Origin of the sequence: Nostoc sp., from assembly GCF_036919615.1 — a bacterium.
Lineage (GTDB): Bacteria > Cyanobacteriota > Cyanobacteriia > Cyanobacteriales > Nostocaceae > Nostoc.
In genome coordinates this window covers 14276-34735 of sequence record NZ_JBALCN010000096.1, presented here as the reverse complement: position 1 = coordinate 34735, position 20460 = coordinate 14276, and the positions used below count along the sequence as shown (strand labels likewise).

General features: G+C 42.3%; 22 protein-coding genes and 1 pseudogene. 10 read left to right on the top strand and 13 right to left on the bottom strand.

The genetic code is table 11. From position 1 onward, the window contains the following. Positions 1-179 precede the first annotated feature (179 nt). Positions 180-1067, bottom strand: a complete 888-nt coding sequence (locus tag V7K48_RS27910; RefSeq protein WP_335077444.1) for a tetratricopeptide repeat protein — start codon at positions 1065-1067, stop codon at positions 180-182. Positions 1068-1212: 145 nt separating this feature from the next. On the opposite strand from V7K48_RS27910, the gene V7K48_RS27905 reads away from it, so the two are divergent. From V7K48_RS27905 to V7K48_RS27880, 6 genes are all read left to right on the top strand, one after another. Next, positions 1213-1851: a TetR/AcrR family transcriptional regulator gene (locus tag V7K48_RS27905; RefSeq protein WP_335077442.1), complete on the top strand. Its 639-nt coding sequence runs from the start codon at positions 1213-1215 to the stop codon at positions 1849-1851. A 303-nt stretch (positions 1852-2154) separates the two neighbouring features. After that, complete coding sequence (locus V7K48_RS27900; RefSeq protein ID WP_335077440.1) at positions 2155-2751, top strand: hypothetical protein; 597 nt, start codon at positions 2155-2157, stop codon at positions 2749-2751. Between the two features lie 102 nt (positions 2752-2853). Continuing rightward, positions 2854-4446 (top strand): efflux RND transporter periplasmic adaptor subunit, encoded by a 1593-nt coding sequence (locus V7K48_RS27895; protein ID WP_335077438.1) that lies wholly within the window; start codon positions 2854-2856, stop codon positions 4444-4446. 31 nt (positions 4447-4477) lie between these two features. Then, positions 4478-5749 carry an ABC transporter permease gene (locus tag V7K48_RS27890; RefSeq protein ID WP_335077435.1) on the top strand — a complete coding sequence of 424 codons (1272 nt, stop codon included), beginning with the start codon at positions 4478-4480 and terminating at the stop codon, positions 5747-5749. 809 nt (positions 5750-6558) lie between these two features. Continuing rightward, positions 6559-7230 (top strand): ABC transporter ATP-binding protein, encoded by a 672-nt coding sequence (locus tag V7K48_RS27885; protein WP_335077433.1) that lies wholly within the window; start codon positions 6559-6561, stop codon positions 7228-7230. Positions 7231-7333: 103 nt separating this feature from the next. Beyond that, positions 7334-8770: a TolC family protein gene (locus V7K48_RS27880; RefSeq protein WP_335077431.1), complete on the top strand. Its 1437-nt coding sequence runs from the start codon at positions 7334-7336 to the stop codon at positions 8768-8770. A gap of 96 nt (positions 8771-8866) precedes the next feature. Here the strand turns inward: V7K48_RS27880 and V7K48_RS27875 are convergent, their stop codons facing one another. Both V7K48_RS27875 and V7K48_RS27870 read right to left on the bottom strand, forming a co-directional pair. Further along, positions 8867-11128, bottom strand: a complete 2262-nt coding sequence (locus tag V7K48_RS27875) for a cation:proton antiporter domain-containing protein (protein WP_335077429.1) — start codon at positions 11126-11128, stop codon at positions 8867-8869. A 94-nt stretch (positions 11129-11222) separates the two neighbouring features. Then, entirely contained in the window at positions 11223-12041 is an 819-nt protein-coding gene (locus V7K48_RS27870; RefSeq protein ID WP_335077427.1) for a class I SAM-dependent methyltransferase, read from the bottom strand. Positions 12042-12047: 6 nt separating this feature from the next. Here V7K48_RS27870 and V7K48_RS27865 point away from each other — a divergent pair, with 6 nt between their 5' ends. Beyond that, positions 12048-12809, top strand: a complete 762-nt coding sequence (locus tag V7K48_RS27865) for a class I SAM-dependent methyltransferase (protein WP_335077425.1) — start codon at positions 12048-12050, stop codon at positions 12807-12809. Between the two features lie 76 nt (positions 12810-12885). Beyond that, a pseudogene (locus V7K48_RS27860) lies at positions 12886-13565 on the top strand (Uma2 family endonuclease). A gap of 33 nt (positions 13566-13598) precedes the next feature. Here V7K48_RS27860 and V7K48_RS27855 read toward each other — a convergent pair. Further along, a complete protein-coding gene (locus tag V7K48_RS27855; RefSeq protein ID WP_335077613.1) occupies positions 13599-13874 on the bottom strand; it encodes a hypothetical protein in 276 nt (91 codons plus the stop codon). 182 nt (positions 13875-14056) lie between these two features. Then, positions 14057-14524, bottom strand: a complete 468-nt coding sequence (locus V7K48_RS27850) for a VOC family protein (protein ID WP_335077423.1) — start codon at positions 14522-14524, stop codon at positions 14057-14059. Between the two features lie 77 nt (positions 14525-14601). On the opposite strand from V7K48_RS27850, the gene V7K48_RS27845 reads away from it, so the two are divergent. Continuing rightward, positions 14602-15105: a DUF4385 domain-containing protein gene (locus V7K48_RS27845; protein WP_335077421.1), complete on the top strand. Its 504-nt coding sequence runs from the start codon at positions 14602-14604 to the stop codon at positions 15103-15105. A gap of 231 nt (positions 15106-15336) precedes the next feature. Here the strand turns inward: V7K48_RS27845 and V7K48_RS27840 are convergent, their stop codons facing one another. The 6 genes from V7K48_RS27840 to V7K48_RS27815 all read right to left on the bottom strand — a co-directional run bounded on the left by V7K48_RS27840 (position 15337) and on the right by V7K48_RS27815 (position 18223). Then, positions 15337-15735, bottom strand: a complete 399-nt coding sequence (locus V7K48_RS27840; RefSeq protein WP_335077419.1) for a type II toxin-antitoxin system VapC family toxin — start codon at positions 15733-15735, stop codon at positions 15337-15339. After that, positions 15732-16004 carry a hypothetical protein gene (locus V7K48_RS27835; RefSeq protein ID WP_335077417.1) on the bottom strand — a complete coding sequence of 91 codons (273 nt, stop codon included), beginning with the start codon at positions 16002-16004 and terminating at the stop codon, positions 15732-15734. Before V7K48_RS27835 ends, V7K48_RS27840 begins: the two co-directional genes overlap by 4 nt. Positions 16005-16063: 59 nt before the next feature. Next, a complete protein-coding gene (locus tag V7K48_RS27830; RefSeq protein WP_335077415.1) occupies positions 16064-16339 on the bottom strand; it encodes a tetratricopeptide repeat protein in 276 nt (91 codons plus the stop codon). Between the two features lie 58 nt (positions 16340-16397). Further along, on the bottom strand, positions 16398-17417 hold the full coding sequence (locus tag V7K48_RS27825) for an aldo/keto reductase (RefSeq protein WP_335077413.1): 1020 nt from the start codon (positions 17415-17417) through the stop codon (positions 16398-16400). A gap of 190 nt (positions 17418-17607) precedes the next feature. After that, positions 17608-17943 (bottom strand): cytochrome c6 PetJ, encoded by a 336-nt coding sequence (gene petJ / locus V7K48_RS27820; protein WP_335077411.1) that lies wholly within the window; start codon positions 17941-17943, stop codon positions 17608-17610. Between the two features lie 55 nt (positions 17944-17998). Next, on the bottom strand, positions 17999-18223 hold the full coding sequence (locus V7K48_RS27815; RefSeq protein WP_334974769.1) for a hypothetical protein: 225 nt from the start codon (positions 18221-18223) through the stop codon (positions 17999-18001). 191 nt (positions 18224-18414) lie between these two features. Between V7K48_RS27815 and V7K48_RS27810 the strand changes: the two genes are divergently transcribed. After that, on the top strand, positions 18415-19215 hold the full coding sequence (locus tag V7K48_RS27810; RefSeq protein WP_335077409.1) for a histidine kinase: 801 nt from the start codon (positions 18415-18417) through the stop codon (positions 19213-19215). 336 nt (positions 19216-19551) lie between these two features. Here the strand turns inward: V7K48_RS27810 and V7K48_RS27805 are convergent, their stop codons facing one another. Continuing rightward, a complete protein-coding gene (locus V7K48_RS27805; protein ID WP_334795633.1) occupies positions 19552-19740 on the bottom strand; it encodes a YqaE/Pmp3 family membrane protein in 189 nt (62 codons plus the stop codon). A 127-nt stretch (positions 19741-19867) separates the two neighbouring features. After that, on the bottom strand, positions 19868-20266 hold the full coding sequence (locus tag V7K48_RS27800; protein ID WP_335077406.1) for a phage holin family protein: 399 nt from the start codon (positions 20264-20266) through the stop codon (positions 19868-19870). Positions 20267-20460: the final 194 nt, after the last annotated feature.

Sequence of the window (20460 nt, the reverse complement as noted above, 5' to 3'; positions counted from 1 at the left end):
CTAATAGTATATATGTACTACAAAGAGGTACTGTTAGGCAAGTGGTGATCACAGAGTTAGGAGTTAAAAGTTATGAGTGAGGAGTTGAAATATTTAACTTTCAACTCTCAATTTTTAACTTCTAACTTTTAACTTCTAAGTTTTAACTCCTAACTCCTAACTCCTAACTCCTAACTCCATTATTGGGTAGGCTGTTGTTCAGGGGCTGATGATGAGTTTCCTCGTTGCAGTAGGGCTGCTTGAATACGGGGTAATTCTAGGAATTTTTTCGTATCAGACAGTAAGCGATCGCCCCAGAGATTTTCTTTGAGAAAATTCAAATTAGCATAGCGTGAATCGATGCGGAGTGCGGCTTCTCCCAAAGTCAATCCTTGTTGGTGATCGCCTTTGGTATACAGTGCCACTGCCAAGGCCAATAAAGGTTCTGCGGCTTGCTTTTCAAGGGTTATAGCAGATTGCCATCGCTTAATCGCTTCGGGGATATTACCCTGTTCGTAGTTGATTAAGCCAATATTGTTGAGCGCCGGCCAGAATTTTTTGTCTTGGGAGACGGCTTGATTGTACTGTGTGATCGCATCTGGCAATCGACCCAGCAGATAGTAAGCATTACCCAAATCAAACAAACCCTCTGGGTCATTGGGTTTTAACTTCAAGCCATCTTTGTAATTGACAACAGCTGCCTGGTAATTTTTCTGCTGAAAATTAGCTGAACCCAAAGCAAACAGAATATCACCATTTTTAGGGTTGATAGATTGCGCTTTTTTCAGGCTAGCGATCGCCCCATCAAACTCTTTAGTTTGCAGTTGCAATCCACCTAACAGCAACCACACTTTATCATTCTTAGGAGCCAGTTGACTTGCCAGCCGCGCCCGTGGCAAAGCTAATTCAACCTGTTGAAACTGAGCTAGTTGAGCCGCCTCTTGTGCCAAGCTCAACCCCTGCTTTTCTAACTTTGTCACATCTAGTTGCAGTGTATGGGGTATTAATGCCTGCGCGTTAGCGGCTTTTGGCATACTCCACAAACTACAGACCATTAAAAGAGAAATCAAACGAACATGTTTAGGCACACTACCGCCTTTAAGCCACTAATCAAAGAATCTTTCAGCTAGCTTAAACGATCTCCGCTGTTGACGGTAGCAAAATCTTACGTGATTAATTCTTGACATCCCCATAACAAAAGCAATATATTAATAAGTATCTACTTACTTATTAATGGCTCGTACACCCAGAATCACCAATCAGCAAATCTTAGAAGCAGCTCGTCAAGTTTTCCTGCAACAAGGATTTGGTGCTTCAACGTTAGAAATTGCTCAACAGGCTGGTATTTCTGAAGCTTCAATTTTCAAGCGCTTCTCAACAAAAGAAGAATTATTTTTTGCGGCGATGGGAATTCCCGAAAAACCCCTCTGGGTGAACGAGTTGGAATCTCTTTGTGGCAAAGGCAATCTCAAAGAAAATCTAATCAATATTTGCTTCCAGATTATGGAATTTTATCGCGAGGTGCTGCCTCAAATAATGATGCTGCGATCGCGAGGCAATGCAATGCCGGAACTTGGAGGTAAAGAGCCAAGACCGATGCTAGATGTGAAAGTACTAACTGCTTTCTTAGAGCGTGAGATTAACCAAGATCGCCTTCGCCCTTGCGATGCCAAGACAGTGGCTCATATCTTAGTAGGATCGGTGATCAACTACGTTTTCTTAGAGCAGATGTCGTCCCAAGTCAGTATGCCAACTGCGGAATTAGCAATAAGAACTTACTTAAATTCTGGAGATCCTGCCACAGAAGTATCAGTATTTATCCTGAGTCTTGTGGATATTGTCTGGCAAGGAATTGCACCAAGCCAGGATTAAGTAAACCGACGCAGGGACGCTCTTACACGGAGACGCAAAGAGATTTTTAGAAATATTTCCCTGGATCTCCTCTTCCCTAGTACTCATTGGAAAACTGATGACTTTGGTCATACATCAGTCTGGAATTACTAGTGACTTTGGTCATACATCGGTTAGGAATTTTTGAGCCATAATTAACATGTATGAATTTATACGTTGTTTTGAATATTAGACATCTTGATGTCAAAACAAAAGCAACTGTCTAAATTGCTGAATTTTAACCTAAACAAAATAGAACTTTAATCTAAATAAGGAGTCAATTCCATGTTGAAAGCAAACCGTGTATCGATAGTCTTAGCTGCTACTGCCCTGATCATTATTCCCGCTCTCTTGACTGCGCCTGCAAATGCCCAGACGGGTGAACGTGATCGAGATTGGGATCGCGACGGCAGATCCAATGCCGGAGAAGTTAGCACTCCCACAAATAGGGGCAATTGGAACCGCGACAGCAGACCCAATTCTAGAGAAGTTACAACTCCGGTAGACAGGCGCAATTGGAACCGCGATCGCAGATCCAATCCTGGAGAAGTCAGAAACCTCCAAGACAGGGGCAATTGGAACCGTGATGGCAGATATAATCCTAGAGAAGTCAGAAACCTTGAAGACAGGGGCAATTGGAACCGCGACAACGAACCCTATAGCAGAGTAGTCAGACTTGGTAATGGTGACATCAGATATCCCAATGGGCAAATTATTCCTTCTAGAAACATAGCCAGATTGCGTAATCAAGGTTACTTCAGACTTCCCAACGGGGATATTCTTCTTCCTAATCAGGAAATTGTTCCTGCTGGGAGATTAGTGAGAGTGCATGATGATTACTTCAGACTTCCTGGTGGATTGGTACTGCAAATAAACCTTTAAAACACCAATAACTCAAAATAATTGTCAGTATTAGGGTTACCAGGCTATAGTTTTAGCCGTGAATAACTAGCTTGGTAGCTGTTCTTTATAGACAAAGTGGACATGAAAATTGATACACCAAATACCATAGATTCATCAGTTTTAGTTCCAGAGGTAAAGAAAAAAAAGGGCAGACGTAATTGGCTCTCTTGGCTAATTGCTCTTTGCCTTTTGGGTGGAATTGGCTATGGAGTTTATTACCAAGTAACAGTTGTTTCCCGGCAAGAAGCCAGACGCCGGGTGCTGACAAAGCCTGTAGAAAGGCAAAGTTTAACAATTACAGTTTCAGCGAACGGAACGGTGAAGCCTGAGCGGTCAATCAACCTCAGCCCGAAAAATTCGGGTATTTTGAAAACACTGCTGGTAAAGGAAGGGGATATCGTCAAACAAGGACAGATTGTAGCTTACATGGATGATTCCAACTTGCGAGGGCAACTCACCTCTGCTCAAGGACAATTGGCACAAGCCGAGGCGAATTTGCAAAAGGCGATCGCAGGCAATCGTCCTCAAGATATTGCTCAAGCACAAGGAGTATTAGACGAAGCCGAGGCGAATCTGCAAAAGGTACAAACAGGCAATCGCTCTCAAGATATTGGTCAAGCACAGGCCCGCTTGCAAAGTGCTCAAGCCACCCTTCGCCAAACAAAAGATGATTTTGTTCGTAATCAGCAACTTTACAATGCAGGCGGTATATCCCTTCAGACTCTTAACCAAAACCGTGCCACTCGCGACAGTGCCCAAGCTAGTGTAAATGAAGCACAGCAAGCACTGGGGTTGCAAAAAGCCGGGTCACGTCCAGAAGACATCGAGCAAGCCCGAGCTGTGGTGAAGCAGAGACAGCAAGCTCTGGCGCTTCTGAAAGCAGGAACGCGCCAAGAAGATATTAACGCAGCCCGCGCCCAGGTAACATCTGCTCGTGGCTCGCTGCAAAACATCCAAGCTGAAATCAATGACACGGTAATTCGCGCCCCCTTTGATGGTGTGGTGACCAAGAAGTTTGCTGATCCAGGTGCTTTCGTGACACCCACAACAGCCAGTAGTGAAGTTGCTTCTTCTTCTTCTTCTTCAATCTTGTCTCTAGCTTCAACAAATGAAGTTGTCGCAAATTTAGCGGAAACAAATATTTCCAAAACCCGCCTTGGTCAAAAAGTCTCGATTAAAGCAGATGCGTACCCAGGAAAAACTTTTGAAGGTAAAGTCAGCCAAATTGCTGCCCAAGCAATAGTAGAGCAAAATGTCACCAGTTTTGAAGTGAGAGTATCACTTTTGGACCCTCAAAGACTACTGCGGTCTGGGATGAATGCGGAAGTAGATTTTCAAGTCGGTCAAGTGGAAAATGTTTTAGTAGTGCCAACAGCCTCAGTCGTGCGTCAAGAAAATGCCACAGGTGTGTTTGTGCAAGGAAAAAATAACAGACCTGTGTTCACTTGCATTGAGACTGGCGTCACCGCGAATAACTTTACCGAAGTTAAGTCTGGATTGACAGGAAACGAAAGGGTATTGCTCAGTTTCCCACCAGGATCGCGTCCGCAATCAACACCAAGAGGAGGAGTTTTCCCTGGTCTAGGAGGAGGCGGAGGAGGTCGTTCAGGCGGTGGTGGTCAAGGCGGTGGTTCTGCCGGTGGTGGTCGTTCTCAAGGTGGTGGTTCCCCTTAAAGTTAGTTTTAAATACAACCTTATGTTTAAGATGTTTAAGGGCTTTTACAAAGTTAAGAATACTCGCACAGTACCGTTGCTGGAAATCTTGACGATGGCGGCAGAGACTTTGTGGAGTAACAAATTACGCACAGGTCTAACTATGTTGGGCGTGATTATTGGGATTTCCTCGGTCATTGCCATTACTTCTGTTGGTCAGGGAGTGCAAAAGGGAGTTGAGCAACAGATACAAGCATTGGGTACAGATGTCATCCAAATTTTAGCTGGTGCAGCAAGAAGCGGGAATGTCCGTCAAGGAGTAGGTTCTAGCAGCACCTTGACTTGGGAAGATGCAAAGGCGATCGCTACACAAGCGCCATCAGCACAGATGGTTTCTGCTTATCTCCAACGCAGCGCCCAAGTTGTATATGCAGGACAGAACACTTCAACAACCATTTATGGCACAGATTTAAACTACCCAGAAGTCAGAAATACCCACCCCCAGCAAGGGAGATTTTTTACTCAGGAAGAACTAGATACTGCTGCACAGCTTGCAATTCTTGGCCCCACAGTCCAAACCACACTCTTTGGAAAGGGTGTAAATCCGATCGGCGAGCGAATTCGGATTCAGGGAGAGGCATATGAAGTAATTGGGGTGATGGAGCCTAAAGGCGCTCAAGGCCCGATGGATCGAGATGACCAGATTTTCATCCCTCTAACTACTATGTCCAAGAGACTGGTTGGTAACAATGCCCTGGTAGGCGTTTCTGTAAGTGGAATTTTAGTCAAAGGCGCGAATCAGGAGCAGTTAGAAGCCGCTCAGTTTCAAGTCACCAATCTCTTACGGCTGCGTCACAACATTTATCCGCCGCAAGCTGATGATTTTCGGCTGACTAATCAAGCTGATATTGTTAGTACCTTCACTAGTATTGTAGGTTTATTTACAGTAATGGTGGTAGCGATCGCCGGAATTTCCCTAGTGGTTGGTGGAATTGGTATTGCCAATATTATGCTAGTTTCCGTGGTTGAGCGGACGCGAGAAATCGGGATTCGCAAAGCTGTAGGAGCCACCAATTCAGCCATCCTTAATCAATTTTTAGCCGAAGCGATCGTGATTTCCATTGTCGGCGGAGGTATTGGCATGGCGACTGGCGTTTTATTAGCTTTTGTAGCTGCAAACACTTTCAAATTTCCGTTTGTAATTTCTTTATTGTCAATCATTGCTGGCTTTGTACTTTCATTAGCTGTTGGCTTACTCGCCGGGGTAATTCCAGCCCGGAACGCATCCAAATTAGATCCAATCAACGCTTTACGTAGTGACTAAATAATTCAAACTGGAAAATTTAAAAATTTAAAGCTTTTATTGCGATCGCGACCAATAGTGACAATTTATCAGAACCATTGATTTTCATTTCACCCACAACTCAAAAACCTCCAAATTACCCGTTAGAACAGCGACCTCCTTTAGTTTATAAAGTTTGATTCAAAGAAATTACAGTATTACAAGTCACCTTACCCGGTGTTCAAAATTTTTCTGCTGAAGTTAGAACCTAATTGATCTGGGATTATTGCAATTTTCACAGGGTAATTTTTACCAACTAAAAATAGAGTTTGATAACGCCAAGTAATGGTATTCACAAGCTTTTGGCTTGCAACTACTAATTTTAATTAGATGGTAATATAGAATTTTATTGTAGTAAATATATTCTAGTAAATGAAAAATTTACATACTAAAATAGCAGTTTATTTACAAATAATCTGGTGACTAAATTTTAATTATTCAGGACTTACACACGGGTCATGGAAGAACGTAGACGCATACTCCTACGGAGAAGCAAGCTACGCGTAGCGTCTGTCTGCGACACGCTGCGCGAACGTAGAGAAGCGGCTTGCCGCAGGCTACCACTCCAGACACAGAGAAGCCAGTGCGCCCTTGCGGTTAAGAGACTTGTACCCCTCCGGGGAAGCAAGCTACGCTCTTAGCGTTCCCGTAGGGTAGCAACTGGCGTGACACGGAGGATTAAGAGTTTGAGAGGTTTTTTGCGTAAGTCCTATTATTCACAGGTTATACAGTCCATGTAGTTTTTTGAAATAAAAAACTTACAACTGACAATTTATTAATATCAAATCAATATGACAACGATGATTTGGATGAAATCGATTACCAAAACTTATCACTTGGGAGAAGTTAGTGTTCCAATACTCAAGGGAATTCAACTCTCCATTGAGGAAGGGGAATACGTCTCCATCATGGGTGTATCAGGTTCGGGTAAATCCACGCTGATGAATATTTTGGGATGTCTGGATCGTCCCACAACTGGAGACTATATTTTTGAAGGCAGAAATCTGACGACTTTTGATGATGATGAATTAGCCTATATCCGCAACCAAAGAATAGGTTTTGTTTTCCAACAATTTAACCTATTAGCGCGGGCGACAGCGCTGGAAAACGTCATGTTACCAATGGTTTATGCTAACTTACCTAAGCCAAAACGCCGTCAAAGGGCATTAGAAGCCTTGGAAAAGGTAGGACTAAGCGCACGGATATCTAACCGTCCCAGTCAACTCTCTGGCGGACAACAACAACGAGTAGCTATTGCTCGTGCTTTGGTCAACCGACCTGCATTAGTTTTGGCAGATGAGCCAACAGGAGCTTTAGATACTGAAACTTCCCATGAGGTGATGAGTTTGCTGACAGAACTTAATAACCAAGGAATTACAATTGTGATTGTTACTCATGAACCAGATATCGCTGCTCAAACCCAAAGGATTATTCGAGTTCAGGATGGTTTGATTGTAGGCTAATTTGTTAATATCAACTCTTTGAGGGGGAATTTAAAATTTAAACCTCTGTAGGTCAATCAGGTGATTGTATCCTCAAAAAAACCTAATTAATGACTACATCATTATGAATCTCAGCTTATTCTCCGTACATTTTACCTGGGTTACCGTAGCGTTGGCGGTAGCCTTGCCGTCAGGTATCGCTATTCTTTTTCCAACTTTAGCAAGTGGAGCAACTCCCCCAAAACCGCAGAATTCCTCAAGCTCTGTACAGGTTCCCGATTCTCTCAACCCCAATCCCAATCCTCTGCAATTTCCTACCAAACCAGAGGAAGTAAGGATTCAGCAAAGTGTGCCAATCAGTTTGGCACAAGCTTTGGAATTAGCACAACGCAACAATCGAGACTTACAGGTAGCCATATTACAGTTACAACGCACTCGCTCGGCGCTACGCGAGTCGCAAGCTGCTTTATTTCCCACTCTTGGTCTTAACAGTAGTGTGACTAATAATGGGAATGGTTTTACTAACAATTCATCTCAAGCCACCACCACTTTCAATGGTTCAGCACAACTGAATTATAACCTTTATACCTCCGGTAATCGAGAGGCAGGTATCCGAGCAGCTGAAGAACAACTACGTGTGGATCAATTTAATGTTGAAACTCAGTCTCTTACAATTAGGTTGAATGCCAGCATTCAATACTACAATTTGCAACAAGCCGACGAATCAGTAAGAATTAATCGGTCTGCTGTAGCAAATGCCCAGGCTAGTTTGCGGGATACTCAAGCCAGAGAACAGGCTGGAGTGGGTACGCGGTTTGATGTGCTGCAAGCTCAGGTGAATTTAGCAAATGCCCAACAAGACCTGACTAATGCTATCTCACAGCAGCAAATTGCCCGTCGTCAGCTTGCCACCCTGTTAAGTTTGTCGCACTCAGTTAATATCAGTGCAGCAGATCCCGTACAACTAGCAGGTCTTTGGCAGCCAACACTGGAACAAACAATTGTTCAAGCGTTTCAAAATCGTCCAGAATTGCCACAGTATTTGGCACAACGTAATATTTCCGAGCAACAGCGACGACAGGCACTTTCACAGCTAGGGCCGCAAATTAGTTTGGTAGGCAACTACAATCTGCTAGATCGGTATAATGATGGCGTCAGCATTACTGATGGCTATTCAGCAGGACTCCAAGGAAATCTAAGTTTGTTTGATGGAGGAGTAGCAAAAGCGCGTGCGGCTCAGTCGAGAGCTAATATTGGGATCGCAGAGTCTCAATTTGCTAGCCAGCGCGACCAAATTCGCTTTGATGTAGAACAGTACTATTCTCAATTGCAATCCAATTTAGATAATGTGCAAACTTCTAGTGTGGCTTTAAATCAAGCCAGGGAAGCTGTCAATTTAGCAAGGCTGAGGTTCCAAGCAGGTGTAGGCACTCAAACGGAGGTGATTGATGCTGAAAATGACCTGACAAGAGCAGAAGGTAATCGAGTCGCAGCTATTTTAGATTACAATCGCGCTCTAGCTAATTTGCAAAGATCAGTCACTTCCAGGGCTTCGCGCTAAGGTCAAATCATTAAAGAAAAGTTTGCTTAGATCCTGAAATTGGTAATCTATGTGAATATAGCTATATCAAGCAAGCTAATGTATGTAATTATACAATTATGGTATAGTAATTACCGCTACTGGGCAATGGGCTTTACTCAGAATTGCATCTACTCTGTGACCAAAGAAAACGCGACCCGTAACCATTCGGATACTACTACCGAGAATAATTAGGTCAACTTCCTGGGTTTGGGCAAACTTGAGGATTTCCTTTTCTGGGCTGGTTCCTTGAAGAATATATGTTTTGACATCAGCACCCAGATTGCGGCCCATTTCTGCTTGCTGTTCGAGCAGTTCATGGGCAATTTCTTTCACTGGAGCTAGCGATCGCTGGTCGTAAAGAATATACTGAGCCTGTGGCAAATTAATCACGTTAACGATCATCACTAATGCCCCTGTTTGAGCAGCGATCGTACTTGCCATCTCTACAGCATTTTTGCTATATTCTGTCCCTACCGTTGGCACCAAAATCTTTGTCAGCTTTTGTTGAGCGATTTTGCATATCTCGCCTTTGGTTTGGGGTAGGTGCGACTTCACCACCATTGTTGCACAAGGCGCTTCTTGTACTACGCGGTCTACAAGCAAATTGAACAATGCTTTCTGGGGGCGTATCTGTTCAGAGGCTCCCAGTACAATCAAGTTATAGCCTTTGTTCGCTTCATTCAGAATTACCTCCGCTTTACTACGCCCAGACTCCGTTTTTGTTTGCAAGATGGTATCAATAGGTAGCTGCATTTCCTCGGCGACAGAAGCCAGAGCTTGCTCGGCGGCGGTATCTTTTACCTGGGTTGCCGTCCGACGGGCTTTGTTTTGGGGCTGCTTGTCACTCAGGGCAAATAGAGATGTGACTTCTATCGAGTTTTGGTGAGCCATGTGCCCGACTAGTTGCGCCGCGAGTTGGATGTTGGGGCCACCGCTAGTGGGTATTAAGACACGCTGAATTTGCTTGATAAAGCTGCGGCTATCCTGCTCTTCTTGTTCCAAACGTCGAGCTTCCTCTTCACTCATAACCACCTTCGACAAACACCAGCGCAAAAGGGGTGGAGCCATTAGGGAAGTGACGATCGCCACCATGACAATAATCGAGTACATCTGTGGATTCAGCACTCCCAGAGATAAACCAATCGTGGCAACGACAATTTCCATCGCTCCGCGAGCATTCATCCCGGAACCCATCGCCAAACCTTCCCAATGACTCAAGCCGCCGACGCGAGAACCAAGGTAAGCACCTGTAAATTTGCCAACACAGGCAACAACAAGAACAATCAAGCCAAATAGTAACGTCTGGGGGACTAACAAGGTTAGCAAGTTAACTTTCAAGCCAGCTGAAGCAAAGAAAATCGGCGCTAGAAAGGCTGCTGTGAAGACTTCTAGCATGTGTCCAGCTTCATTGCTAAAGCGGCGGGATTGACCTGCTAGAATCCCCAGCACAAAAGCACCTAATGCTGCTTCTAGACCTAATGCGTGGGTAAGTGCCGCTGCCGAGAGCGAAAGAATCAGCACAACCGATATACTAGCCGAGACTCCGCCAACGTAGTCATCAACCCAGCGCAAAATCTGGTCTACGATAGTACGCCCAATTGTGAAGGCGATCGCTAGAAATAATACCGCTGCACTCACGGAATGGAAAATTGTCCCAAAGTCAAATTTGCCACTAGTAGCTAAACCTGAAACCACAGAAAGTAAAATCCAGCCGATGGTGTCGTCAGTCATACCAGCAGCTAAGGTGACTTGACCAATGTCACGGCGAATCAGGTTTAAGTCCATCAGCACTTTAGCAATCACTGGTACTGCCGAAATACTCATTGCTGTGGCTATGAACAGACTGAATACTAGTCGCTTTTCTGGGTCGGCTAAAAAACTATCTGGCAATAGCCAGCCCAGTCCAAATCCGGTAACAAACGGGATAATAATTCCGCCCAGTGAAATCAGCAGAGCCGTTTTACCCTTACGAAGAATCAGCTTGAGATCCGTCTCCAACCCAGTTACAATCAGCAAAAATAACACGCCTAACCAAGAAATCACCGAAAGTAAATTAGATTGTTCTTGACTTTTGGGAAAGATGTGTGCCTGTAAGTCTGGAAGGAGCAAACCAAATAGAGAAGGGCCCAGCAGCACACCCGCCAGTAATTCCCCAACAACAGGTGGGAGGTTAATCCGGCGCATCAACTCACCTAATCCCCGTGCTACCAGAAGCAATAGTGACAGTTGTACCAGCACCAACAGCAGTTCATGATGACCGAGAGGTTTAATTAAACCGTCACCTGCTATTTTCTGTGCAGCGAGTACAGGCACTAATATTAGGGACAGGTTTTGCATATAAGCGTCCAAAGGTTGGATTACGAATTTTTAATGGGCTGCTTCAAGTAAATACTGAAAATATTTACTTTTACATCGGTCTAGGAGGTTAAACTTATTTTTGAGCGCGAACAAAGAACTTTGTAGTGTCTTCCCAAACACCTTGATCAGTTGCTAGTTTCTCAATTTCTGCTTTGTACTCAACTTGCAACTGATTTAATTGTTCTTCTGATAATTTTGACAACAGGGGATTACCTTTAAAATTTATATTAATTAGTGTCCTAGATAATCTGCTATCCCTAAGAGGGCGATAACGTCCTGATGGCTCAATTTTAATTTCAATATCTTTAAAACCTGCTTGATTGAGCAAATTTCGACATTTTTCTGGAGTCCCCAGTGGTTCAAGAATATGTGGTAATGATTCGCCTAAAACTCTAGCGCAGATCCTCTGCTGAAGAGATGCCGTAAAAGCAGTTTCGGGAGGACAGGTAAATGCCACATACCCTCCTGTTTTCAAGAAGCGATACCACTTTTGCAAAGTAGCAAGGATATCAGGAAAAAGTACAATTGCCTCACAGCAAAAGACAACATCAAAACTACTATCACTAAAGTCGAAATATTCTGCATCTGCCTCAATTAACTCAATGTTTTTTAATCTTGCCGCTGCAATCTTAAGTCTTGCTTGATGCAACATTCCAGGGGTCATGTCAATCCCAATCACATAGCCATCTGAACCAACTTTTTCAGCTGCGGGTATCGCAACTAAACCTGTTCCAGTCGCCACATCAAGGATTTTATGTCCTGAATTTAGCGGTACAAATTCTCTTAGTTGCTTGGCTTCTAGAGGATGGCGAGTACCTTCCTCATGGTCATAAGTCGTTCTACTACCATAAAATTCTCTTAGTTGCTGCTTATAGCTATCCAGATCAGTCATAACCAAATGTCAAATTTTCTCCACTTTATAGTAACTCTTGTTGTGATATTGAGTTGCTCACTGCTGAACCCAACCCTGACAGCACAAGCTGCTTCTTCATCCACCACAGTTTACGAACAGCATATTATCCATAATCCAGATGGTATTGGCAAATATTACATGGGACGAGAAATTGCCAAAGTTATGGGATATACAGGTGCTGGCTGGCTAGAACGTCCAAGGCGAGAGGCAGAGGAACAGCCAAGTAAGGTAGTCAACGTCCTCAATCTGAAACCTAATGATGTGGTGGCGGATATTGGTGCTGGTACAGGTTACTTGAGCTTTCGCATCGCACCGCTATTAACAGCAGGTAAGGTGTTGGCTGTAGATGTTCAGCCAGAAATGTTAGAAATTATTGAGTTGTTCAAAAAAGAGAAAAACATCACCAATGTTGAGCCTGTTTTGGCAACCCTTACTGACCCAAACCTCCCACCTGAAAGTGTCGATTTGGCTTTGATGGTGGATGCTTACCATGAACTTGAGTATCCCCAAGAAGTGATGCAAGGAATTGTAAAAGCACTGAAACCTGGTGGTAGGGTGGTTTTGGTTGAGTACCGGGGCGAAAATCCCTTTATTATGATTAAAGGTTTACACAAGATGACTCAAAAGCAAGTCTGTAAAGAAATGCAAGCTGTTGGTTTGGTTTGGCGGAAAACTAAAAACTTGTTACCTCAACAGCATTTAATAGTATTTGAGAAACCTGATTCTAGCGATTTATTGACAAGATGAGGCTTGGGCAGTACATCACAAAAAAATATGCATCACAGCCATAATAAAGTAAAACTCTTTGCCAGAGCAGACATTCATGGTTAACCTATTACTCAAGCAGCGAATTCCTCCTTTAGAGAATGGCGATCGCCTCACTCGCTACGAATTTGAGCGACGCTATCAGGCAATGCCCCGTCATCAAAAGGCAGAATTAATTGAAGGAGTTGTATACTTGGCATCCCCGTTACGCTTTGAAAGTCATGCTGAACCACATGGTCATACAATCACTTGGTTGGGAGTTTATGAAGCATCAACTCCTGGTGTGAGGTTGGGAATTGAGCCAACAGTCCGCTTAGATCGAGACAATGAACGCAACCAGATGGAGTGCTATTAATCACACCAACAGCTAAAGGACAATCTCATTTCAGCGATGATGATTTCATAGAAGGTGCGCCAGAACTTGTAATAGAGATAGCAGCTAGCAGTGTTGCTATTGATTTACATGACAAGAAAAAAGTCTATGGTTGTAATGGGGTAATAGAATATATTGTTTGGCAAATATTTGAAAACAAATTAGATTGGTTTCGCCTGCAACAAGGAGAGTATGTGTCCTTAGAAGTGGACGCAGATGGAATTATCAAAAGTCAGGTATTTCCTGGTTTGTGATTATCAATGTCAGATTTACTTGCTGGCAATATGCAGCAAGTATTGGCTGTATTGCAGTTGGGATTAAATTCGCCAGAACATCAAACATTTGTGCAGCATTTGTTTGAGTAAGGAAGATAGTCACAGCGATTTTTTGATATCACTCTATTTTTTAGGAATGAGACTGGCGCTTTTAGTTGTACTATCCCAAACAATCCAATTAAAAGAATTATCTAAATCATTGGCGGTATTTGAAACTTTAAAATACAGATTTTCTGCGCCTTTAGTTTCAATAGCAAAGTCGGCATTTTGGGCATAAACGACTTTAAAACCTTTGTATCGCAAACAATACATCGCCCAAGCTTTCAATGATTGCTTGTATGGTTCGTGTGGAATTGGCGGTTCTGTGATTATCTCTTCGATTAGTTTAAATATTTGCATGAGTTTCCCGCTCATAGTAGATTAACTAGTGTCCTTTAAGAAGCTGGGCGAATGGAATTCGCGGCTACACAGGCAAAGTCCGCCTCCGCGGACTAAGAAAAAATTGAGGGTTAAATCGAATGAAGGTTTAATGTCAGTGCTGTCATAGAAGTATTTCCCGTTTTTTGCTGAAAAATAATTCTTTAATGGACATCTGGATCGCAACGAATTTCAATCATAAAGCCATCTGGATCGTAAAAGTACACTCCTCTACCAGTAGGGCGAGTGACTGGGCCATGAGCGATCGCTATTTTATTTTCTCTAATCACTGTCACCGCGCGATCGAATAACTGCTGATCTATATCAAAGGCTAGATGGTACGCTCTGGTGAAAGTCTTTTCGGGGTCTGGATTTGGTGGTGTTAAATCGGGTTCCCCAAATAAATCCAGTATCGTCCCATCCGGGGTAATGAAGTTGGCTACTTTCCCAGATGCTACAAGTTCCACCAGAGTTGCGGGTACTTCGTCGCCTGTGAGTTCATGCAAACCCAGGATTGTGCCATAAAAGTAGCGGGAAGCTTGCATATCCTGGCCGTTGAGGGCAATGTGATGCACTTTACGCAGATTGCCCGGAGCAAGGACACTGTTCACGGATTGGGTGCTAGATAGCATAATAAAATAAAATTTCCCTACAGAGATAGAAGTTCTACTTTTTTATTAAAGTTTATTATGAATAATAAACACTTCGCATGGCTTTTGATTATTCTTTAGACTTTAAAAATCTCGATTTTCGCCAACATCCTGAACTCTATCGTGTTGGCAAGGGTGAGCAGGGTGTACTTTTGGTAGAACCATATAAATCGGAAATTCTTCCCTACTGGCGGTTTAAAACTCCTGAGATTGCTAGAGAGTCGAGTGAAAAAATATACGAGCTTTTTCTTGATTATTTAGAGAAAGATGATTTTGTCGGTGCGGATATGGCAAGGAAGTTTATCCAAATGGGTTATACTCGCTCCCGCCGTTATGCTAATCATAAGAGTGGCAGGAAATATAAACAAAATTCGGAAACTTCAGATTCTAAAAAAGAGATTCTTCCCTATGAAGTAGACTCAGTTAAAGCGGAATCAGCAGCAATATTTAAAGCTAAGTGGGTAGAAGCAAAGACAAACGAGAAATATCAAGAGCTTTTAGTCAAGCATAAACAGATGTATGAAAGCATCTCACCTTTGCAAATAAATATACCTGGGGATTAGAAATTGCGACTACACAAACTAAGTCCGCCTGTGCAGACTCAGGAATTTGAAACCCACGGAGGTAAGTTTTGTCTGTATAGCCGCGAATTCCATTCGCCAGGGCGAGTATTTGAACTTCATTAAAGAGGCTTTGAACTCCTTTAATGAGTCTTTGATACTCGTTAACGTGGTATTGTTGCCAATTAATTTAAGCATTAACGCGATCGCATCTTTTCTCTCAGCAATAGTTGTTCATCGCCATACCTGAACTAGCATCAAATCGAAATGATAGTTATATGTCCACACTGGTAGCTTCATTTCCTCTGACAAAATGGCAGTGACAGCATCGCTGAGGCTAATCTGTTGATCTAGAAAACGTGCAGCTTTTTCAACTGCTGCTATATATTGCTGCTGTGAAGGATTAACTAAATGAACTGCTCCTCTACATTGTCTAGCAAAGCTAATCGATTGTTCAGTTCCAAGACGATATAGCAAAAGATTATATGTTTCCAGATAAACAGGAAAGGGAATTAAGATTATTAAATTTTCTGCATTAATCCGTTGTAGTTCAGCTTGCGATCGCTGATGATATTCGTCGTCTACGTCTACGGCAGCGTACAAAGGCCCAGTATCAGCAAATACGGCTCTCAAAGTGTGTTTGATGGTAATGACTGTAAAAAGGCTTGTTCTGCTAGAATTTTATCGTGATTTCGTGACGTATCTTGAAATCCACTTCCTTTTGGTGCAGGAGTAAGGGATAAACCTTGCTTTCGTGGACGTAAATAGCCACGTTGGCTGAGGAATTCTTCTAGGGCAGTTTCTGCAACGACATTAGCAGGTATGGAAACTTCCTGATCCTTGATATAGGCATTGAGAGCATTAGCGATCGCATCCGGCAGTGTAATATTGAAGGACTGCATAAGCTGGTTAGATTGTTAGCGATTAATTTAAGATTAACGCGATCGCATCTCCCTTATCTTCATCGCATCTTTTCTCTATACAAGCCAACAAAAATCATTAAGAGTAACGCGATCGCTCTTGCAATGTCCCCTTGGTCGGCGATTACACCTGCCATGTTGTTGAGAGTGGCAGCTTCACCAACCACATCGCCAATCTGCTGTTGTATTTCCAAGGATTGCTCCCAAAGTGCGATCGCTTTTGGAATGTCCCCTTGTTGGGCGATTACCCTGGCCATGCTGCTGAGGTTACTGGCTTTACCTTGTTGACTGAGAGCGAAGGTGAAGTTTAGGGGCATAGCTGACAGCAGTAGTTTTCACAGTAACCTTCACCGTGTTATCACCTTTTTACCGAAATTACCGCCGATATTCGTCGCCGCAATCGCCGATAAGCTGATACAAATCGCGTGATTGGCGAGATACTGCATTGATGCGATCGCGATCGTCAGTATCTAAACTAAAACTAAATACTTTGGCGTTATCTTCTATATGTTCAGATACACCAAGTCTGGCACCAACTATCACGCCGCCCACAGTTGGCTGATCTAAAATGTAACGCACTGCTACGTTGGAGATACTTACCCCATGCTTATTAGCAATTTCTTTGAGGATAGCCAGCAACTCTTGAAATAATGGCCAACTACCCCAACCATCGATCATATTTTTATATTTTTTCAAACTAGCAGTAGATAGATCATCTCTTCGCGGTTCCGGTTTCCCCAAATAGTTTTCTGATAACAACCCGCCGCACAGTGTACCGTAGGTAAAAAGTTTTATGTCATGCTGTTGACAAAACTCTACCATATTAACTTCAGGACGGCGGTCAACAAGCGAAAATTGTACTTGGTTAGAAACAATTTTGATACCTGCTTCGGTAATAATCTTCAAGTTTTCCGTATCAAAATTAGTTAAACCTAGATGCTTAATTTTACCCTCAGTCTGAAGTTCTGCCATATATTTGAGGGCATCCAGGTAATTTTTGTCCTGATATTCCCACCAGTGGAATTGCATCAAATCTAACGATTCTACATTCATGCTTCTCAGAGAAATATCAATATTTTCCTCAACCAGTTTTTTCGTCATTTTGCCTGGACGAGGTACCCATTTTGTAAAAGCTTGCACCTGAGATAAAGCATCTTTCCCACGAGTATCAATTAGTTCACAGCGAAACTCACCAATAAAGTCTTCCGCGGGGCCATAATGGTCTGCTAAATCCCAAGTGGTAAAGCCTGCATCTAAATATTTGAACATATTCTCAATAGCGGCTTGGGGATTTATCTGTCCGTGTCCGCCGGCGACTTGCCACATACCATTTAATATGCGGCAGATGTTCAAATCGGGAGTGAATTGGAGACGGCTAGCTGCGGGTAAGTTCATTTTCAAGTTTAGGAGTGAGGAGTGACGGATGAAGAGTGAGGAGTGAGAAGAGTTAATAATTAGTGAGTTGACAAGAGGGTTTTTACAGCCTTTTTAACTTTTCTACTTTATTATGAATGATTTCCGACTGCTAGAGTTAATAACTGCTAAAGTCTTAACTCCTAACTCCTAACTCCCACCTCCTAACTTTTTAACGCCAGCCTTTTTCAGCTTGTTCGATAACGTAAGCAGCAACCTCTTGAATTTGCTGTTCAGTGAGGCGCTCTTTGTAGGCTGACATATTATTTTTACCATTGGTTACTATAGATGTAACTGCCTCTATAGAATCCATACTATATTTCTTGAGCGCTTGCTTTTTGAGATTTTTACCTCGCCTGATTATGTTGCTACCGTTGATATGACAACCAGCACAATGAACACTAAATATTTGTTCACCATTAACTGTGTCTGCAGCACTAGCAGGGAAAGTAAAAGTACTGATTAATAACAAAAACGTTACTAATACTAATGTGATTATTGTTTTCAATTAACTTCTCCTGATTTTGACATATTAGTTGCAGGCATAAGTGTGATAACCAATACTATAGGGATTCAAAGTCAGTTGAAAATCCAGCAAAATTTGCACAATCTTCTTGAAATGCTTCTGCATCACTAACATCCTCAATTTTATAGGACATGATGCGCGTACCATCTGGCATTTTTTTGGAACCAATCAATTCACCTTGATATTTCTCTGCGATCGCTTTAAATTCTGTACCATAACGCTTCCAGGCATCACCTGAACAAGTAATATTTACTCGCCACATATTTCACTCCCAATTACTAGCAACAAATATTCATCATCTCACAAATGGTCAACATGCTACACATCACCTCCTTAGGGCTATTATTTTCTATCTAAAGGAAGTACCTAGCTCTATCAGCCTACGCCATAATATGGGTGTGAGAACATGCCTAGAAAATTTTATCCAAATTAGTTAAATCCCAAGAGTTGAAAATGCCTAACAATATCAAACAACAAATTCAAGCCGACCTACAACAAGCTAAAGAAACCGGACAATTAAGAACTGATCGGATTCGAGAAATTGTCAAATCCGCAGTTTCCCAAGTAGGATCTGAGTTTAAACAAGGTTCGACTGAGCTTCGTAGCCTTGTTAGAGATGCAGTTTCTGCTGTAATCGAAAACTTCCAAGAAAAAGGTAGTGAACTCAAAGATGAAGTGGCAGCTTCGATTGAAGGAGCGCTGGAAGGGATTAATAGCAAAAGACACGAAAGCATTGCTCAAACTCAGATAGATATCAAGCGCCTACAGGCTCAACTGGATGGTGAGGAAGAACAACTTCAGCAAGAGGTTGATGTAATTTTGGCAGAGATTGAAGAGACGAGTAAGCAAGAACCTGCTACTACTAAAACTGCAATTGATTCTGCTGTCAATGCTATTAAAGATAGTGAAGAAGTAGGATTGTTAAAGAAACGTTACGCGCAATTGCAAGCGCAGCTAGCGATTGTCCGAGCTAACTTAGCTGCACGCTATGGCGGACGTTCCATGGAAGTTCAAGATTATCTGGACGAGGCTAAACACTGGTATGATAAAGCTCGTCCGCAAGCAGAATCTATGGCTGCACAGGTAGAACAAAAGCGATCGCAGTTAGAAGAGCAATTAGGTGAAGCTGGTACATCTTTAGCGAGAAAAGAGCGCCAAATTAAACAAACATTAAGACAGTTACTCTTAACGGCGGCTGACTTGTTCAAAGAGAAGCAACCTGCTGATAAAGAGCGGGATACTATTCATAAATAGACTAGACTGCCTTTTCACAAAAACCCTGATACATATGATTTTTCGTAGGGGCACGGCATTGCCGTGCCCTAGTAACGTATTTGTATAATTATTAAAGACTAAGTTTTTATAGAGTATGTTATGCCAAAGACTAACACACCGCTTGATAAGTTGAAAAACATCTAAATTGCTTGAATTAAATTAAACTCTGATCGGGTGTGCAAGATACCCACCCTAATTATGCAGGTTAAAATTGGAATAGCTTATAAATTCTAATTTTCGTAATAAAATGGTGCGTTAGACTAAAGCCATAACGCACCCTACTTAAGATTTCTTAAAATTAATCTTGCGTATTAGTTAAATACGTCCCTCTTGATTAACTTGTTCTTCATGCTTGGCAATCACCCAAATTGCATGAATACTACCGGGTAGCCAACCTAAAACTGTGAGCACAATGTTAATAATCAAGGTTGGGCCAACTCCAACTGTCAGGAAAACACCTAAAGGAGGCACTAATAAACCTAGAAGAAAACGAACTAATTTCATGATGTTACAATTTTGTGATTTTGTTTAGTTACATTCTTTTGAAAATGCCGAATTAGGAAATCCACCTTCGGATATTTTTTTTGGAGTAGAGACGTGATTAAAGTTGTATTTCTACTCCCTTTAATATTTATCTAGAAGGTAATTCATTTTGGCTTTTTACATCACCACTACTGGCTAAAAGATTTTTTTCAACAAAGTAGTTGTTAATCAAGGTGTTAGCAAAAGTTAGAATTACTGGCCCAAAAAGGAAACCAATAATCCCACGAACTCCGAACCCAGGAACTAGTACTGCTGCTAACCAGAAACAAAAACCGTTGACGATGAGCGAAAATGCTCCAAATGATAGAAAGTTAAGTGGTAAGGAAAGAGTAGACAAAACTGGTTTAACCGAACCGTTAATTAGACCAATAATTAAAGCGGCAATCAAAGCTGCGGGAAAATTAGCAATATTAACGCCTGGAACAACTAAATCAACAATCAACAGGCTCAAAGCTGTAGCTAGCGCGGTTAATAATGGTGTTAACATTTTTTTGACCTAATCACTAAGATTTATTGTTTGTAACTTCTGATCTCATCATTAACTATGTGCTGCGTTTTAACCTCTCTTGCAAGATAGAATTTGCTTCTACCGTTAGGTCGATCATTTAGAAAACTATAGCGGTTGTCATCTGGATGCAATATATTACAGGGGCGTATAGCTGTGCGCCTCTACTCTGTTAA

Coding starts and splice junctions, on each gene's coding strand:
- V7K48_RS27800 (WP_335077406.1), bottom strand. CDS start 20,266: ATGTTAACACCATTATTAACCGCGCTAGCTACAGCTTTGAGCCTGTTG.
- V7K48_RS27830 (WP_335077415.1), bottom strand. CDS start 16,339: ATGCCCCTAAACTTCACCTTCGCTCTCAGTCAACAAGGTAAAGCCAGT.
- V7K48_RS27850 (WP_335077423.1), bottom strand. CDS start 14,524: ATGCTATCTAGCACCCAATCCGTGAACAGTGTCCTTGCTCCGGGCAAT.
- V7K48_RS27880 (WP_335077431.1), top strand. CDS start 7,334: ATGAATCTCAGCTTATTCTCCGTACATTTTACCTGGGTTACCGTAGCG.
- V7K48_RS27845 (WP_335077421.1), top strand. CDS start 14,602: ATGGCTTTTGATTATTCTTTAGACTTTAAAAATCTCGATTTTCGCCAA.
- V7K48_RS27825 (WP_335077413.1), bottom strand. CDS start 17,417: ATGAACTTACCCGCAGCTAGCCGTCTCCAATTCACTCCCGATTTGAAC.
- V7K48_RS27885 (WP_335077433.1), top strand. CDS start 6,559: ATGACAACGATGATTTGGATGAAATCGATTACCAAAACTTATCACTTG.
- V7K48_RS27870 (WP_335077427.1), bottom strand. CDS start 12,041: ATGACTGATCTGGATAGCTATAAGCAGCAACTAAGAGAATTTTATGGT.
- V7K48_RS27815 (WP_334974769.1), bottom strand. CDS start 18,223: ATGTGGCGAGTAAATATTACTTGTTCAGGTGATGCCTGGAAGCGTTAT.
- V7K48_RS27900 (WP_335077440.1), top strand. CDS start 2,155: ATGTTGAAAGCAAACCGTGTATCGATAGTCTTAGCTGCTACTGCCCTG.
- V7K48_RS27835 (WP_335077417.1), bottom strand. CDS start 16,004: ATGCAGTCCTTCAATATTACACTGCCGGATGCGATCGCTAATGCTCTC.
- V7K48_RS27905 (WP_335077442.1), top strand. CDS start 1,213: ATGGCTCGTACACCCAGAATCACCAATCAGCAAATCTTAGAAGCAGCT.
- V7K48_RS27895 (WP_335077438.1), top strand. CDS start 2,854: ATGAAAATTGATACACCAAATACCATAGATTCATCAGTTTTAGTTCCA.
- V7K48_RS27875 (WP_335077429.1), bottom strand. CDS start 11,128: ATGCAAAACCTGTCCCTAATATTAGTGCCTGTACTCGCTGCACAGAAA.
- V7K48_RS27890 (WP_335077435.1), top strand. CDS start 4,478: ATGTTTAAGGGCTTTTACAAAGTTAAGAATACTCGCACAGTACCGTTG.
- V7K48_RS27865 (WP_335077425.1), top strand. CDS start 12,048: ATGTCAAATTTTCTCCACTTTATAGTAACTCTTGTTGTGATATTGAGT.
- V7K48_RS27855 (WP_335077613.1), bottom strand. CDS start 13,874: ATGCAAATATTTAAACTAATCGAAGAGATAATCACAGAACCGCCAATT.
- V7K48_RS27805 (WP_334795633.1), bottom strand. CDS start 19,740: ATGAAATTAGTTCGTTTTCTTCTAGGTTTATTAGTGCCTCCTTTAGGT.
- V7K48_RS27810 (WP_335077409.1), top strand. CDS start 18,415: ATGCCTAACAATATCAAACAACAAATTCAAGCCGACCTACAACAAGCT.